The sequence below is a fragment of the Rummeliibacillus sp. BSL5 genome (assembly GCF_052928305.1).
Genome location: NZ_JAVGCV010000001.1, coordinates 1,988,694 through 2,002,893 on the forward strand (window position 1 = coordinate 1,988,694; position 14,200 = coordinate 2,002,893).

Sequence of the window (14,200 nt, forward strand, 5' to 3'; positions counted from 1 at the left end):
TATATTTTATTTGATTATTATTATTTATGATTTTCACGCTAATATTTCCAAATGAATAATACAGTCCACATCCACCCAATGATTTTTAGAAAATGTATCTTGATCTTGGATTAACAGTTTTTTCTTTTCACTGTTAAGGTTGGCAATGATGCCTGTAAAGCTGCGGCTCGTTTTGTCATGCCATACTTCTACTACTACTTGTTTTTTGCTGTAGTATGCTTGAAGTACTTCCTCTTCTAACGCCTGCAGTGTCCATTCGTCATATGCAGGTTTTTTGATTTGCTTTAATTCACTTTGCCAATTTTTTAAACGGTGAACATGTTCCGGCAGCATCATAGCCGTCCACTTGATATTCCCTCGGTCGCGTAGCACTAACACACATCTCCTTTTTATCCCGTCTCGCATTAACAAGCTGTAAAATTCCCTCAGACTTTAGCGCTTGTGCCCTCCAAGCAATCCGTCGCGTCCAATTGCAGTACCTGCCTCTGTATACGAAACGGCGCGAAGGATAGCTGTCGAACCGTAATGTGCACGAAGGTGATCCATTGCAGCGCCGAGCTTACGACGTTTCCAGCGTTTTGTATCAAAGAGGCTAAGCTGTAGTGATTGTTCCGATTCTAATTTTGATATGCTGATGCTGATTTGTCGCACGGGACGTTCGTTGTAATGCTCTTCAAAAAGCTGCAGACATACACGATAAATCGCCATTGTATCATTGGTCGCTTCATCAATTGTTTTTGCGCGTTGGAAGCCTCCGCCAAAAGCATCGCGGCTATACGATATGCCCAATGTAATGGTGCGGCCCACTTTATAAGCTTCCCTTGCCCGCCTTGCTACATCCTCACACATCTCAAGCAGCACGATGAAGATTTCCTTTTTCGTATGGTAATCGCGTTTTAATATCTGGCTTTTGCCGAAACTGATTTGGCCTTCAACAATTGGTGCTTCTCCTACGGTAGATAAATCAATCCCCCATGCATGGTGGTAAAGCTGGTTGCCCATAATGCCGAACTTCTCTTCGAGTGCAGATAAATCAGCATTTGCTAAATCGCCCACTGAAAAAATACCCATGTGGTTTAGCGTTCGTTCGGTGCGGCGTCCAATTCCCCACATTTCAGATAGCGGCATAACAGGCCATAGCTTTTTCTCAACATCCTCAAAGTCCCATTTTGCAAAACCTGTTTTTTTCGCTTCTAAATCGAGTGCAAGCTTTGCTAGAAGCATGTTAGGTCCCATACCGACAGTGCTTGGAATTTCGAATTGCTTGTAAAGTTCATTCTGGATGGCACGCGCTGTTCGTTCTGGATCACCCCATAGCTTCTCCGTGCCTGTTAAGTCAATAAAGCTTTCATCAATACTGTAAACATGAATCGCTTCGCTCGGTACATAGCTCGTAAATAATTTAGTGATTTCAACAGACATGCGCACAAAGTACTCCATCTTTGCTTCAAACACATGGATATCGGGGTGCTTCGGAATTTCAAATAACCGAGTGCCCGTTTTTATTTGGAAACGTTTTTTCGCCATGGGAGATGCAGAAAGCACGATACTGCTTTGCTGCTCCAGATTACCAACAACGGCAACCGCTTCGTTCAGCACATTCAAACCAGCGAGTGTCGCCATGCAGCTCGCATAAAAACAACGCATATCTATACACATAATCGATCTATTTGGCATATTTTCATACAGCACAGCGAACTCCCTCCATTCAATAAAGAACATTTGTTCTAATTCTAAAATGAGACAAGTGAGATGACAAGTCATAAAGAGCATTTACCAAAATGTAACGTTTTATTTTCCATATAAAGTGAAACTTCATTCAGTGGGGGTTTTTTATCCCCACTGAAGGTTAGTTGAACCAATCGGGCTTTTACGGGCAGTTACCCCCCACTAAACTTCTCCTTTACATACTGCAGTTTTGAAGTGGGGGTCTTACTGCCCGTTAATGCGGGATAAAAACAACGAGAGGAATGTAGAAAGGGTTTGTGAATATATTATATTCGGTGAGGGGATGGATATACGTTTATATCCAAAGAGGCAGGTTCGAACAATAAAGTAAAAAGCGAGAGAAATAGCTTCTCTCACTTGAACTTACACCAGAATATCTTTATATAAATCAGGGCGCCGGTCATCATAGACAGGGATTTGTCCTCGCACTTCATCGACATTAGATAAGTCCACGTCAATAACAGCAAGCTCTTCATCCTCATTTCCCGTCCACAATACTTCACCCCAAGGCCCAATAATCATGGACTGGCCGTTGAAATTTTCTTTCTTGTTGCTAATTCGATTGACAGCTATAACAAAGCATTGATTTTCAATAGCTCTTGCTTGGAGTAACAATTTCCAATGATCAATTCTTGGCGTCGGCCATTGTGCTACCACGAACAACACTTTTGCCCCATTTAATGTATGAAGGCGCAACCATTCTGGAAAACGGATGTCATAGCAAATAACGCCCGCCGCCTGCAAGTCGCCTAAAGCAAAGTTGTTCTTTTCGCTTCCTGAGGATAAATGCAAATGTTCATCCATGAGGCTGAAAAGATGGACTTTATCATACTCTCCTACTAGTTTGCCCTCTTTATCGACAACATACATCGTATTGTAGAAATGATTATCTCTCTTTGTTGCCACAGAACCGCCGACAATATCGATGTGAAGTTCTGTGGCTAAATTTTGCAAGAAGTTCTTAGTTCTTTCACCATGATCATCCGCTAATTCATTCAACTTTTTCAGCGCATAACCTGTATTCCACATTTCAGGCAAGACAACAAGCTTGGCTCCTTTACTAGCACTTTCGCGAATGAACTGTTCAGCTCTTTTAAAGTTCTTTTCCACATCACCAAATGCTACATTTAACTGAATGCATCCTATCTTCATGTTTGCGCACCTCCGTTTGAACTTTCCGCTCCCATAGTAAACTTTCAATTCCGAAAAATCTACATATTATTCTATCTTTTCTGAATCAAAAAGTATATAAAAACGAGATACTAGAAAGTCCTTTAACATAAAAAAATCCCGCCATAATGGCGAGATTTTAGGATATTAAGAAATAACACCAAGCTCTTTACCGACTTTTTCGTAAATCGCTAGCGCTTTATCAAGCATTTCTTTTGTATGGGCAGCTGTTGGCATATTGCGTACACGGCCAGTGCCTTTTGGAACGGTTGGGAACACAATCGATTTCGCATAGACGCCTTCTTCAAGAAGACGAGCTGAGAATGTTTGTGTTAATTTTTCATCGCCGATAATGCATGGCGTAATTGGTGTTTCTGAATGACCGATATTAAAGCCTAATTTTTTCAGACCGGCTTTTAAGTAATCGCCATTTTCCCAAAGCTTGTCATGAAGTTCTGTAGAGTCCATCAGCATTTGAACTGCACGTGTGATAGCAGCTACGTCACCTGGTGGTAATGCTGTAGAGAATAAGAATGGACGTGAACGGACTTTTAACCAGTCGATTAAGTTCTTCTTACCAGCTACATAACCGCCGACAACACCGATTGCTTTAGATAATGTACCGATTTGGAAGTCAATCTCATTTTGAAGTCCAAAATGTTTAACTGTTCCTTTCCCTTTGCCCATTACACCTGAACCATGTGCATCATCCACATATGTAATCAGATCAAATTCTTTTGCGATTTCTACGATTTCAGGCAATTTTGCCACATCACCGTCCATTGAGAAGACGCCATCTGTGATGACCATAATTTTGTTATATAGGCCTGATTCTTTCGCTTCTTTCGCTTTTTGGCGAAGATCTTCCATATCAGAATGGTTGAATGCAATAATTTTCGCTTTTGATAGGCGGCAGCCATCAATAATAGACGCATGGTTTAGTTGGTCTGAAAGAATGGCATCATTTTTATCCATAACAGCTGAAATTGCAGCCATATTACAGTTAAAGCCTGATTGATAGGAAATCGCCGCTTCTGTTCCTTTAAATTCAGCCAATTTTTCTTCTAACTTCACATGCAAATCAAGCGTACCGTTAATTGTACGCACAGCACCTGCACCTACGCCGTATTTATCAATTGCCTTTTTGGCAACTTCTTTTAATTCAGGATTTGTCGCTAATCCAAGATAGTTATTGGAAGACAAGTTAACTAATTCTTTTCCTTTAACTTGGATTACTGGACCATTCGCGCCTTCAACGGCATCGATTTCGTTGTATAATCCTTGGTCGCGAAGCTGTTGTAAATTTTCGTTTAAGAATGTATTAAGTACGTGTGACAAAGTCCTCATCCCTTTCCTGCTTATCTATATCGTATTGTAGCATAACTATTTTTAGTTTTGCATTTCTATGCCAGCCACTACTGCTCTATGATTTCTTTTTCTACTTGCTTATGTTTACCGTCATCTATTTTCATACATTTTTTCAAAGCCTTCTCGCTATACCGAAGTGCTACCTGGATGATGGGCCCTAGTGCGAAGACCATTACAACCGTACCAACGCCGACAGGTCCACCAAGGAAGTAGCCGACGACTGCTACAGTGAATTCCATGAAGGTACGTGCCGAAGTAATGCTCCAGTCGAGTTTTTCAACAAGCAACAGCATCACGGTATCTCGTGGCCCTGCCCCAAAATGGGCCGGTATATACAGGCCACAACCGATAGCGATGAGAATGGTACCGAGAATAAAATCCATTAATTGAAAAGCGAAGTGATGCGGATCTGGCAAAAGCCAGTTGAAGAAATCAAGGAAGAGCCCGACCACAATCATATTAAGGAATGTGCCTATATGCGGCCATCGCCTAATACCAATCGAGGATAGTGTCACGATGAGAATGCCGATTATTTCCGACCATGTACCAATTGATAAACCAAACTGTTGATACAGGCCAATATGCAGCACATCCCATGAACCGACGCCAAAACGCTGGCCTTTTACTGTCAGTGCAATCCCCAGCCCTATAACCATTAGGCCAGCGAAAAAGAACAGCAAACGCCACGTATTTACTTTCTTCACTTCATCCCTTCTTTCACCATTAGAAAAAGAAAGCCATGCATGAACATGCCTTCCTTCATTCATTACTTCTATTTTAAACTAGAGATGTGAATTTTGCATGTGCCGCTTTTGCTAGACTTTCCGGCGACAAGCAAATTTGCATACCAATCTTCCCGGCTGAAACAAATATTTCATCTAGTTTTTCTGCTGCGTCATCAATCCATGTAGGATACTGCTTTTTCATACCAATCGGCGAACAGCCTCCTCTGATATAACCTGTATTCGGCAGAAGCTCTTTCACAGGCAGCATCTCTATTTTCTTTTCGCCAACCGCTTTTGCTGACTTCTTTAGATTCAGCTCAGAAGCTACAGGGATGACAAAAACATAGAGATTGCCTTTGCCGCTTGTTGCAACAAGCGTTTTATATACACTCTCCTCTGCCTGCCCAATCTTATGCGCCACTGCTACGCCGTCAATCTTCCCGTCTTCCACTTCATATTCCTTCAATGTATAAGGGATTTTTTGACCATCCAACAAACGGACGGCATTTGTTTTTTGTATCTTATGTTTTGCCATTAGCATTCTCCCCTCCTAAATGAACATGTAGATGGTTGGTTCAGCAAATTGAAAACCTTGTCTGGCCATGCTGGTTTGAAAAGTATAACGCGAAATTGCTTTTTCCCTTATGTGCTGCTTTGATGGTGCTTGCTCAAATGTAGACTCCTTGAGAGATGTATTCGTTATTTGAGTAACAGGATCATTATGTATGCGCCAGATGCTATTCTTTCCTATGTCTTTGCCCTTTTGGTTGCGGGCAGAAGCAGTATACTCTTCATTGTGCTCCTGATCTGTCTTTCCCGTCAATAAATTCAGCAACGTTTCAATAGATGGTCTCGGCTTATGATATTGAGCGTTCCTCCGGTAAGTCTCATCCGCTGTTTTATGGCGAAGCGCCCTCTTGCGGTTTTCTATATCCGTATACTGTTTTTCCAGAAGTGACGAAACATGCATGGCGACAACCTCCCCTTTTTATCCTAACTCTATTGTCGAATATGCTTACAAATAAGAGCTTTTTTTATCTTCATCTATTAATATATCAGAAAAGTGGAAATAGACGAATGGGGCTCAGAATATTTTTCCACTATTTCAAATTAAACTTGCAACCTCGATAGAAAACCGATAGTCTCAGTATTTGAAACTAGATTCTGGAGGAATAAAGTGTAACAACTAAAACCACAACAGCAACAAAGTTTCTGTATGTTCACCTAAAACGCCCAGTGTGTAACAATATTATTGGTCTCGTGCCATCCTAAGTAATCTCCTACCCACGGACAAAATCACAAGGCTGGTTATCCATAATATCAACATAGAACCCAAGCCAACCAATGTCCACCATGTGTTAATCTGATGCTGTCCAAGACTGGACCTCAATGGCACAAAGAGTAGTGTCACAATCGGAAGCAGACAAAGGAGCGTTCCTGTAACATAATAAGCCTTGACTTTGAAAAGGTAAGCAAGAGGAAAGAAGTGTACCCCAACAATTATAGCCATAATCGGAAAAAACCAATCGAAATGTCCAACAGTATTGCAAATGATAGCCGCAATAATAATCAACAAAAATTCTGTAGCAAAAACAATATTAAACCACTTGTTGACATTGGCATTCTTAGAACCATGGGTATTTGTACTATCCAAGTTTCGGGAACTCCTAATCAATGCAATCCCCGAGAAAAATAAAGTAGCACCGATAAATATTGCAAGAATTAGTAACCAAATAGAACCTAAGCCCTGCAAACCTCCAATACCAACGTCCGCCCAAACTGTCCCGAAAAAGGCCATAAACATAACCCCCGAAGCAGTCCCACGAATGTCCGCTCTAGAAATAACGCTTTCCGACACACGAATCTCCCTCTCCATTAAATTTCTACTTCCACAACATGTTTCTTTTAATTGCCCTTAAATGAATTAAGTGCTTATCCTTATTCAAGGATTGTGCACAACAACGGAAAATCTTATTGAAGATAATCACAAGTTAGATTAAAGCTTTAGCTCCGCTCACAGTACTTTTCTAAAACACACTCTGCTCACATTATATTTTATAGCCAATTATATAATTCTACATCTCCATCTATTTCACCTGTATACTTCCGTCAACATAAAGAAGCCCTTAATCTCGGAGATTAAGGGCAAACTATATACTGATTAATATTTTTTGGATTTGTAATATTTCTTGTACTTCAATCTTTGGAATAAAAGGAACCCTATTAAAACTCCTATTGGCCCTGAGTAAGTCGCTGGCCCTCCAATAAAGATAACTGAGCTTACATAACCAGTAACATAATCAAAGATAAAAATAATGATATCCCATTTTCGTGTAGTAAATATTCTTTCATTATGCTTCATTCCTTCTTGAAAACCATAAAAACGTCTAGATTAATCTTTTGTTCTAGATTCATTTTTCTCATCATGCAGTAGACGTTTCACTTTATGACATTTTCCAAATCTTTCGCGTCCGCTATTTTAAAAATCGTATTTTTATCCTTATCATTCATTATGATGACAGAGCCATTCTCATTGAACCACAAGTAGTAACTGTCTTGATCAGTATCCAATCTATATTGTGGGTCTGTTATATCGACAATTCCCTTTTGTTTTTTTGCTTGGCGGATAGCATTCACAATAACTTTCACTTTCGGAGAATCAGAAATTACTTTTAAGGTGTTTTGTTTTTCCTTTGAAAAGCTAACCATTTCTTGTACTTTGACTTCCTTTGTTTCCTTTACTTCATTTGAAGAACAAGCAAATAATGTGAGCAAAAGCATAACACTCGTTAGCTGCAGGAAAAAGTTCTTTTTCATCATTCTCCTCCCCTGAATAATATCCACTCATGACCTTCTCATTTAAAACTTTGGTGGTACGCGCCTCTTCGTCTGTTGTTCGTAGGAATAGGCTAATTCGATTAGCTTTGGTTCACTATATGCCAAGCCTGAGAACGTCAAACCTACAGGAAGCCCGGTTTTTGTGTAACCCGCAGGAACTGTGATAGAAGGATAACCCGCTTTGGCAGGCAATTCATCGCCAGAGTCACTTAAAAATAACAGAGCATCTAAACCATTCTCTTCCATTACCTTATCAATGCCAAGTTCTCCTGATAATTTCACATCATCTGAGCGTTGCTTCAGATAAACTGGATTTTCTAGACTCTCGCTTCTTCCCTCTGACTCAATCAATAAATCTTGGCCATACTTCATCCTGTTATCAGGGTCTTCTTCATTAAAGGCAATAATGTCTTTTAGCGTTTTCACTGATACAGAATCTGAGGTTGTCTTTAAATACTGATTCACTTGATGCTTGAATTCGTAGGACAGGACATCGGAACGGAGATTATGTTCAGGGACCTCCACTTCCTTTATAACAGCGCCTAGGTTTCGCAATTCATCCAATGCTATATTCAACATTTCTTTTAGCTCTGTCGTTTCTTCATCGTGCCTATCCAAAAAGCGAGGATCAACACCAATTGTAGCTCCTTTTAAACCGTCCATCTTGAGATGCTTTGTATAATCCTGAAGTGCCTTACCTTCACTTGTTGCTGTGATAGGATCAGTTGGATCAACACCCGTTAACACACCTAATGTAATAGCTGCATCTCTTACCGTCCTTGCCATAGGACCAGCTGTATCTTGGCTAAGGGCGAGTGGAATAATCCCCCCTCGGCTAATTAGTCCGACTGTTGGTTTGATACCCACAATGGAATTCAAACTCGATGGATTCAGAATGGAACCACATGTCTCCGTTCCAATACTAACCACCGCAAAATTAGAGGCGATACTTGCACCAGAGCCAGAGCTTGAGCCGCCTACAGATCCAGCCTCGAAATTCTCCGGCCCATAAGGATTTTTAACCTGTCCACCCACTCCACTGTAGCCGCTAGGTGCCTTAGTAGACATAAAGTATGCCCACTCGCTCATATTGGTTTTCCCTAATATGATCGCACCTGCTTCTCGAAGTCTTTTCGCTACCCAGGAGTCCTTCTTCGCATAGTTATCCTTTAATGCTATGGCACCTGCTGTAGTGGGCATCGGATCCTTTGTTTCAATATTGTCTTTTAAAAGAATAGGAACTCCAAAAAGAGGGCCTTGTTCCCCCGATCCCATTGCCTTATCCATATCAGCAGCTATGTTTAATGCATCTGGATTTATGTTGAGGACTGAATTAATTGCAGGACCGCTGCTATCAAACTGTTTAATTCGCTCTATATACCATTCCACTAACTCTACAACCGTCAATTCCCCATTCTGCAAAGCTTCTTGAATTTGTTTGATCGACCATTCTTCCATTTTATATTTTTCTCTTTTTGTTGATGTGCTCATCTCGTCCTCCTGGCAACTTTTCTACCAATCATTATAGCAATACTCTTTATTTTCTGATATGTTTAGTGCTATCAATATTAAAGAAGGTGGGAAGTAATGCGCAAATACATAGGAGAACTCGCTCTGACGATTACAGCGATTATCTGGGGAAGCGGCTTTGTGGCGAGTGCCATCGCCTTGGAGCATTTTACGCCGTATCAGATATTGGCGATTCGCTTTTTCATAGGAGCAGTCATATTAGGCATTGTTTTTTATAAAAAGTTAAAAGGAATAAACAGAGGAACAATTTTCAAAGGAGCAATATTGGGGACTTTCTTATACTTGGCTTTCGCGCTTCAGACAGTCGGTCTACAGTTTACCACCCCCTCTAAAAATGCTTTTTTAACAGCGGTGAATGTCGTCATTGTACCGTTTATCGGCTTACTTCTGTATAAAAGAAAGATGGACTACTTCGAACTCATTGGGGCGTTCCTTGCCATTATCGGTATCGGCGTTCTCTCGCTGAAATTGTCCTCTTCTATCAATATCGGGGATTTATTAACACTAGCCTGTGCAGTTGGTTTTGCCTTCCATATTTTTTATACAGCCAAATTTGTAAAGGATGCCGATCCAATTCTTTTGACATTAGTCCAAATGACGACTGCTGCCCTTATTGGTTTTGCTGTTGTCTTTTTCAAAGGGGAAAGTTTCCACACGGTTGAAATGGGCGGAACACTCTCTATTTTATATTTGGGTATTTTTTCTACAAGCGCTGCCTTTTTGCTTCAAACAGTTGCCCAGAAGTTCACCACAGATACAAAAGCCGCCATCATCCTTTCAACAGAATCTTTTTGGGGCATGGTCTTTTCCGTACTCATTTTGCATGAAGTCTTGACCATTAAAATGGCGTTTGGTGCAATTCTTATTTTAGGGGCGATTATTATATCTGAAACGAAGGTGCCGTTTTTAACGAAAATTAAAATAAAGGATTTAAAATTTGGCCGAGGTGGACAACGAGACTCTTGATATCATGGCTAAAATAAACATGATGTAGAAAGTGGGTAGATTCATGATTCCGTTAGTATATGACCAACTTAGTGGCTGTGGGAAAGACAATGAATTCTTCTTAGCCCTGTTGAAGAAATTGAATGTGAAATACATAGCAGATTTGGGTTGTGGAACTGGGAGATTAACAACCCATTTTTCAGAGTCAGGCTATCATATTACAGCGATTGATCCGAATGAAGAAGCAATCGAATATGCCAAAGCGAAAGAGTATCCAGAGGAAGTGACCTGGATTGTTGGGGATAGCTCCAATTTACAACCAAATGCTTTTGATGCTGTCATCATGACAGCCAATGTGGCGCAAGTATTTCTTACAGATGACAGTTGGCAAAATGTCATTTCTGATGCATATCGAGCCTTAAAACCTGGTGGACATTTTATTTTTGATACACGTAATCCATTAGCCAAAGAGTGGGAACAGTGGCAGGAAGATATGACACCTGATCTTGCAACAAATCCGGTGAACAATGAACCACTAGAAATTTGGACGGAATACGATGGATTTGTAGGCGATATATTTACTTTTTATGAGACTATAAAAAACGCACGTACAAATGAAGTTGTCATTCAGAAAAAAATGCAATCAATATTTCGAACTCAAGACGAAATACAAGAATCATTACAACAAGTTGGATTTACGCAAATCCATGTTTATGGAGATTGGGCGTTTACCGAAGCCACATCAGACACCAAATCTTTTATCTTTCATGCTGTAAAAGGATAGTAGTTAACCAAACAGTTTATTAATGAAAAATAAATTAGGCCTTGCTACAATCCATACGTAGCAAGGCTCTTTAGATCACTATTACTCGTTTACTTTTTGACCCTATACCTGTCATCTAACTTTGCCTGATGCACTTTAAAGATATCTTCTAGCTTAATATCATATTTATTCGCTATATCAGTGATATTTCCCAATACATCACCTAATTCACTTACAAGCTCCTGCTTCTTTTCAATATATGTATTTTCAGTTTCATCTGGTCGATCGCGTCCAATTTCAAGAGCTCTGATTGCTCGGGCAACCTCTCCCGTTTCCTCCGCTAAGAATCCAATACGGATGAATATATCTAATTGTGACCATCCTCGCTCTTCATAATAATCGTTAATCCATTGCTGAAATTCATTCACATCCATACTATAATCCCCCTTGGTTCAATCTCAAATATTCCCTATAATTACAATTGTATAATAAAAACTTGCAGAATTGAGGAAACTTATGAAAAGTGTAGCAGTATTTTGCGGTTCTAGTATGGGTGCTTTACCTACTTACAAAGAAGGAGCCATTGCTTTAGGAAAAGAATTAGCTGAACAAAATATTACACTCGTATACGGCGGAGCTAGTGTAGGTATTATGGGTACAGTGGCAGATACAGTATTAGAAGCAGGCGGCCAGGTTATTGGTGTTATTCCCAAAATGCTAGAAGAAAGAGAGATTTCTCATAAACATTTAACAGAATTGATTGTGGTAGATTCCATGCATGAAAGAAAAACAAAAATGTCAGATTTAGCAGATGGATTCATCGCATTACCTGGAGGCCCGGGAACGATGGAAGAATTTTTTGAGGTATTTACATGGGGACAGTTAGGTCTACACCAAAAACCTTGCGGGATTTTAAATATAGATCATTATTATGATCAATTAATTAATTTCTTTAACCACATGAATGAACAACAATTTCTTCAAGAAAAATACTTATCAATGCTTTTGAATGATACATCTCCAGCAAAACTAATTGAAAAGTTTCATTCATATACCCCTCCAGCAATAAAAACCTATATTAAAGGGAATCAAGCTTAAAAAGATTATTTTCAAACTGAAACAGGCTCGGTAACTATGAAATATATGGGTCAGATACGATTGAATAATAACGAAAGAGGTAACAACCATGAGCATAGTAAACATCGGTGACGTTGTATCTACGTTGATTATTATTGTTCTAATAATCCTATTTTTTGTATCAATTACACTCTTCTTTAGAAAAATGTCTGCTACTCAAAGAAAAAGAGCAGAAAACAATATAAAAGTGGAGCAAAAACTAGATAGAATAATTGAACTATTAGAGCAAGATAAAAGGAATAAATAAGACTGTTAGCTTTCCGGAGCGGGGTCGATTCCTCCGCGTATACATAAGGATCGGAAAAATACCATTGTAAACAAGTGGATATTCGAATGAGGAGGATGGATATAATGAAACAAATCGCAATTTGGGAAAATAAAAAATCTGCTGGTTCTGAATTCTTAGAGGTAAAATCATCAGAAGATACTTCCATAGCAAAAAGTTCAATTATATCAATTGAAAATGATACTCCCTTAAAAATAGAATATAAAATTGAATTAACTAATTGGTTTACAAAAAATGTGAAGATCGATTTATTAAACCTTGGTAAATCTCTTTATCTTGAAAGTAATCAAAATCATCAATGGTTTGACGAACATGGGAACGAAATCCCTGAACTCTCTGGAGCAATTGATATTGATATATCTTGTACACCGTTTACAAATTCATTACCAATAAATAGAGTGGATTGGCGCTTAAATAAACCTCAGAGTTTCCTAATGGTTTATATCAAGGTTCCAGAATTGACTCTTAAAAAAGTTGAACAAGTATATACTCTAATCAAGGAAGAAAAAGACTATCAAATGTTTGATTATAGAAGCTCTTCATTTCAATCTACTATTCAGGTTGGTAAAGATGGGTTGGTAATTGAATATCCAAAACTGTTCAAAAGAAAATACTAAAAACTAGCAAAAAAATATCAAAAGGCATGCATTCGAAATCTCAATGCATGCTTCCTAAATTATTCTACACCACTTTCCAAAATGGTAAAGGTTCCTTTATCGCAATTTATCTCTGCCAATGCACCATATGGCAAAATAAACTTTGGTTCCGTATGACCAAAATTTAAATTATAGAGAATCGGCAAATCTTCTAGATTAAATTCCTTCATAGCTAATTGAATAGCCTCTTTATATTCATCGTAATATTTTTCATCTTGAGGTTTCCCAAAGATAATTCCTTTACTCTTTTGTAAAATGCCTTGGGCAGCATAGTTGCGCAACCAATATTTAATAAGATCCGGCGCTGGCTTTTCTTCAGAGGTTTCAAAGAAAAGGATGCTATTCTCCCAATACTTTTCTTCTGGCCAGAGTTCTGTCCCTTTTACAAATTCAAGTACTTCAATGCAGCCTCCTATCAAACGTCCTTGCGCTATTCCAGAACCTTGAAGAACTTCAACTCCTGCATTTTTCTGCATGACTCGCCGGCGTGTTTTATTTCCTTCTGCCCACTCTACATATTCACTCGTCCATTCATTCGCCGGAAGTATTTCACCAATTACTTCATTTGAAAAGAGCGTTCGATTCACCGATTCAATTGTATATGAATCCATCTCCACATTTTCTGCAAAATCGGTTAGAATGGCTGGACCATAAAAAGAGGAAAGCCCAGCTTTATGGCAGAATAAATGTGAAATGGTTACATCGGAGTAACCCATAAATATTTTCGGATTCTCACGAATAACGTCGAAATCGATATAGGGTAACAAGCGGATACTATCATCACCGCCAATATTTGCAATGATCCCTTTGATATCCTTATCCTTGAATGCCGTCATCAAGTCTTCCGCACGAGCTTGCGGATTATTATAAAGATAGTCTTCGCCTTTTAAACTATTTGGCATTGGCACAACTTCCAAACCAAAGATGTCTTCTAATCTTTTTACACCTTGTTCATATCGCCATCTAAGGTCTGGTTCACCCGCACCTCCCCAAGAAGGGCTTACTGTTGCTATTCGATCTCCCACTTGCAGTTTTTTTGGTTTAATTAACATGA

General features: G+C 39.3%; 17 protein-coding genes. 5 read left to right on the top strand and 12 right to left on the bottom strand.

Annotated elements, in window-relative coordinates; all coding sequences use genetic code 11:
• Window positions 1–33 precede the first annotated feature (33 nt).
• The 10 genes from RCJ93_RS09850 to RCJ93_RS09895 form a co-directional block, all read right to left on the bottom strand.
• On the bottom strand, window positions 34–372 hold the full coding sequence (locus RCJ93_RS09850; RefSeq protein WP_190323349.1) for a YolD-like family protein: 339 nt from the start codon (window positions 370–372) through the stop codon (window positions 34–36).
• A 60-nt stretch (window positions 373–432) separates the two neighbouring features.
• Entirely contained in the window at window positions 433–1,689 is a 1,257-nt protein-coding gene (locus RCJ93_RS09855; RefSeq protein ID WP_150284872.1) for a Y-family DNA polymerase, read from the bottom strand.
• Between the two features lie 402 nt (window positions 1,690–2,091).
• Window positions 2,092–2,880, bottom strand: a complete 789-nt coding sequence (locus RCJ93_RS09860; protein WP_446738909.1) for a carbon-nitrogen family hydrolase — start codon at window positions 2,878–2,880, stop codon at window positions 2,092–2,094.
• 165 nt (window positions 2,881–3,045) lie between these two features.
• On the bottom strand, window positions 3,046–4,245 hold the full coding sequence (locus RCJ93_RS09865; RefSeq protein ID WP_184117531.1) for a glycine C-acetyltransferase: 1,200 nt from the start codon (window positions 4,243–4,245) through the stop codon (window positions 3,046–3,048).
• A gap of 68 nt (window positions 4,246–4,313) precedes the next feature.
• The gene (locus RCJ93_RS09870; RefSeq protein WP_446738910.1) at window positions 4,314–4,970 is read right to left on the bottom strand and encodes a YczE/YyaS/YitT family protein; all 657 of its coding nucleotides are present in this window, start codon (window positions 4,968–4,970) and stop codon (window positions 4,314–4,316) included.
• 73 nt (window positions 4,971–5,043) lie between these two features.
• On the bottom strand, window positions 5,044–5,526 hold the full coding sequence (ybaK, locus tag RCJ93_RS09875) for a Cys-tRNA(Pro) deacylase (RefSeq protein WP_446738911.1): 483 nt from the start codon (window positions 5,524–5,526) through the stop codon (window positions 5,044–5,046).
• 15 nt (window positions 5,527–5,541) lie between these two features.
• Entirely contained in the window at window positions 5,542–5,961 is a 420-nt protein-coding gene (locus RCJ93_RS09880) for a hypothetical protein (protein WP_150283401.1), read from the bottom strand.
• A 279-nt stretch (window positions 5,962–6,240) separates the two neighbouring features.
• Window positions 6,241–6,849 (bottom strand): DUF7010 family protein, encoded by a 609-nt coding sequence (locus tag RCJ93_RS09885; protein WP_223823498.1) that lies wholly within the window; start codon window positions 6,847–6,849, stop codon window positions 6,241–6,243.
• A gap of 581 nt (window positions 6,850–7,430) precedes the next feature.
• Entirely contained in the window at window positions 7,431–7,808 is a 378-nt protein-coding gene (locus RCJ93_RS09890; protein ID WP_446738912.1) for a hypothetical protein, read from the bottom strand.
• A gap of 42 nt (window positions 7,809–7,850) precedes the next feature.
• Window positions 7,851–9,320: an amidase family protein gene (locus RCJ93_RS09895; RefSeq protein ID WP_446738913.1), complete on the bottom strand. Its 1,470-nt coding sequence runs from the start codon at window positions 9,318–9,320 to the stop codon at window positions 7,851–7,853.
• A gap of 96 nt (window positions 9,321–9,416) precedes the next feature.
• On the opposite strand from RCJ93_RS09895, the gene RCJ93_RS09900 reads away from it, so the two are divergent.
• Together RCJ93_RS09900 and RCJ93_RS09905 are read left to right on the top strand one after the other, a co-directional pair.
• Complete coding sequence (locus RCJ93_RS09900) at window positions 9,417–10,325, top strand: DMT family transporter (protein WP_446738914.1); 909 nt, start codon at window positions 9,417–9,419, stop codon at window positions 10,323–10,325.
• 43 nt (window positions 10,326–10,368) lie between these two features.
• Window positions 10,369–11,088: a class I SAM-dependent methyltransferase gene (locus RCJ93_RS09905; protein ID WP_446738915.1), complete on the top strand. Its 720-nt coding sequence runs from the start codon at window positions 10,369–10,371 to the stop codon at window positions 11,086–11,088.
• Window positions 11,089–11,177: 89 nt separating this feature from the next.
• On the opposite strand, the gene RCJ93_RS09910 is transcribed toward RCJ93_RS09905, so the two are convergent.
• On the bottom strand, window positions 11,178–11,501 hold the full coding sequence (locus tag RCJ93_RS09910) for a MazG nucleotide pyrophosphohydrolase domain-containing protein (RefSeq protein ID WP_150283397.1): 324 nt from the start codon (window positions 11,499–11,501) through the stop codon (window positions 11,178–11,180).
• An 82-nt stretch (window positions 11,502–11,583) separates the two neighbouring features.
• Here RCJ93_RS09910 and RCJ93_RS09915 point away from each other — a divergent pair, with 82 nt between their 5' ends.
• The 3 genes from RCJ93_RS09915 (at window position 11,584) to RCJ93_RS09925 (ending at window position 13,107) form a co-directional block, all read left to right on the top strand.
• Window positions 11,584–12,165 (top strand): LOG family protein, encoded by a 582-nt coding sequence (locus tag RCJ93_RS09915; protein WP_150283396.1) that lies wholly within the window; start codon window positions 11,584–11,586, stop codon window positions 12,163–12,165.
• Window positions 12,166–12,253: 88 nt separating this feature from the next.
• The gene (locus tag RCJ93_RS09920; protein ID WP_446738916.1) at window positions 12,254–12,451 is read left to right on the top strand and encodes a DUF4083 family protein; all 198 of its coding nucleotides are present in this window, start codon (window positions 12,254–12,256) and stop codon (window positions 12,449–12,451) included.
• A 104-nt stretch (window positions 12,452–12,555) separates the two neighbouring features.
• Complete coding sequence (locus RCJ93_RS09925; RefSeq protein WP_446738917.1) at window positions 12,556–13,107, top strand: putative glycolipid-binding domain-containing protein; 552 nt, start codon at window positions 12,556–12,558, stop codon at window positions 13,105–13,107.
• A 59-nt stretch (window positions 13,108–13,166) separates the two neighbouring features.
• On the opposite strand, the gene RCJ93_RS09930 is transcribed toward RCJ93_RS09925, so the two are convergent.
• Complete coding sequence (locus RCJ93_RS09930) at window positions 13,167–14,198, bottom strand: S66 family peptidase (protein ID WP_150283394.1); 1,032 nt, start codon at window positions 14,196–14,198, stop codon at window positions 13,167–13,169.
• Window positions 14,199–14,200: the final 2 nt, after the last annotated feature.

What these genes read in the sequence shown, in the direction of transcription:
- RCJ93_RS09860 (WP_446738909.1), bottom strand. Translation starts at nt 2,880, where the DNA reads ATGAAGATAGGATGCATTCAGTTAAATGTAGCATTTGGTGATGTGGAA.
- RCJ93_RS09865 (WP_184117531.1), bottom strand. Translation starts at nt 4,245, where the DNA reads ATGAGGACTTTGTCACACGTACTTAATACATTCTTAAACGAAAATTTA.
- ybaK (WP_446738911.1), bottom strand. Translation starts at nt 5,526, where the DNA reads ATGGCAAAACATAAGATACAAAAAACAAATGCCGTCCGTTTGTTGGAT.
- RCJ93_RS09880 (WP_150283401.1), bottom strand. Translation starts at nt 5,961, where the DNA reads ATGCATGTTTCGTCACTTCTGGAAAAACAGTATACGGATATAGAAAAC.
- RCJ93_RS09890 (WP_446738912.1), bottom strand. Translation starts at nt 7,808, where the DNA reads ATGAAAAAGAACTTTTTCCTGCAGCTAACGAGTGTTATGCTTTTGCTC.
- RCJ93_RS09895 (WP_446738913.1), bottom strand. Translation starts at nt 9,320, where the DNA reads ATGAGCACATCAACAAAAAGAGAAAAATATAAAATGGAAGAATGGTCG.
- RCJ93_RS09900 (WP_446738914.1), top strand. Translation starts at nt 9,417, where the DNA reads ATGCGCAAATACATAGGAGAACTCGCTCTGACGATTACAGCGATTATC.
- RCJ93_RS09905 (WP_446738915.1), top strand. Translation starts at nt 10,369, where the DNA reads ATGATTCCGTTAGTATATGACCAACTTAGTGGCTGTGGGAAAGACAAT.
- RCJ93_RS09910 (WP_150283397.1), bottom strand. Translation starts at nt 11,501, where the DNA reads ATGGATGTGAATGAATTTCAGCAATGGATTAACGATTATTATGAAGAG.
- RCJ93_RS09915 (WP_150283396.1), top strand. Translation starts at nt 11,584, where the DNA reads ATGAAAAGTGTAGCAGTATTTTGCGGTTCTAGTATGGGTGCTTTACCT.
- RCJ93_RS09920 (WP_446738916.1), top strand. Translation starts at nt 12,254, where the DNA reads ATGAGCATAGTAAACATCGGTGACGTTGTATCTACGTTGATTATTATT.
- RCJ93_RS09925 (WP_446738917.1), top strand. Translation starts at nt 12,556, where the DNA reads ATGAAACAAATCGCAATTTGGGAAAATAAAAAATCTGCTGGTTCTGAA.
- RCJ93_RS09930 (WP_150283394.1), bottom strand. Translation starts at nt 14,198, where the DNA reads ATGTTAATTAAACCAAAAAAACTGCAAGTGGGAGATCGAATAGCAACA.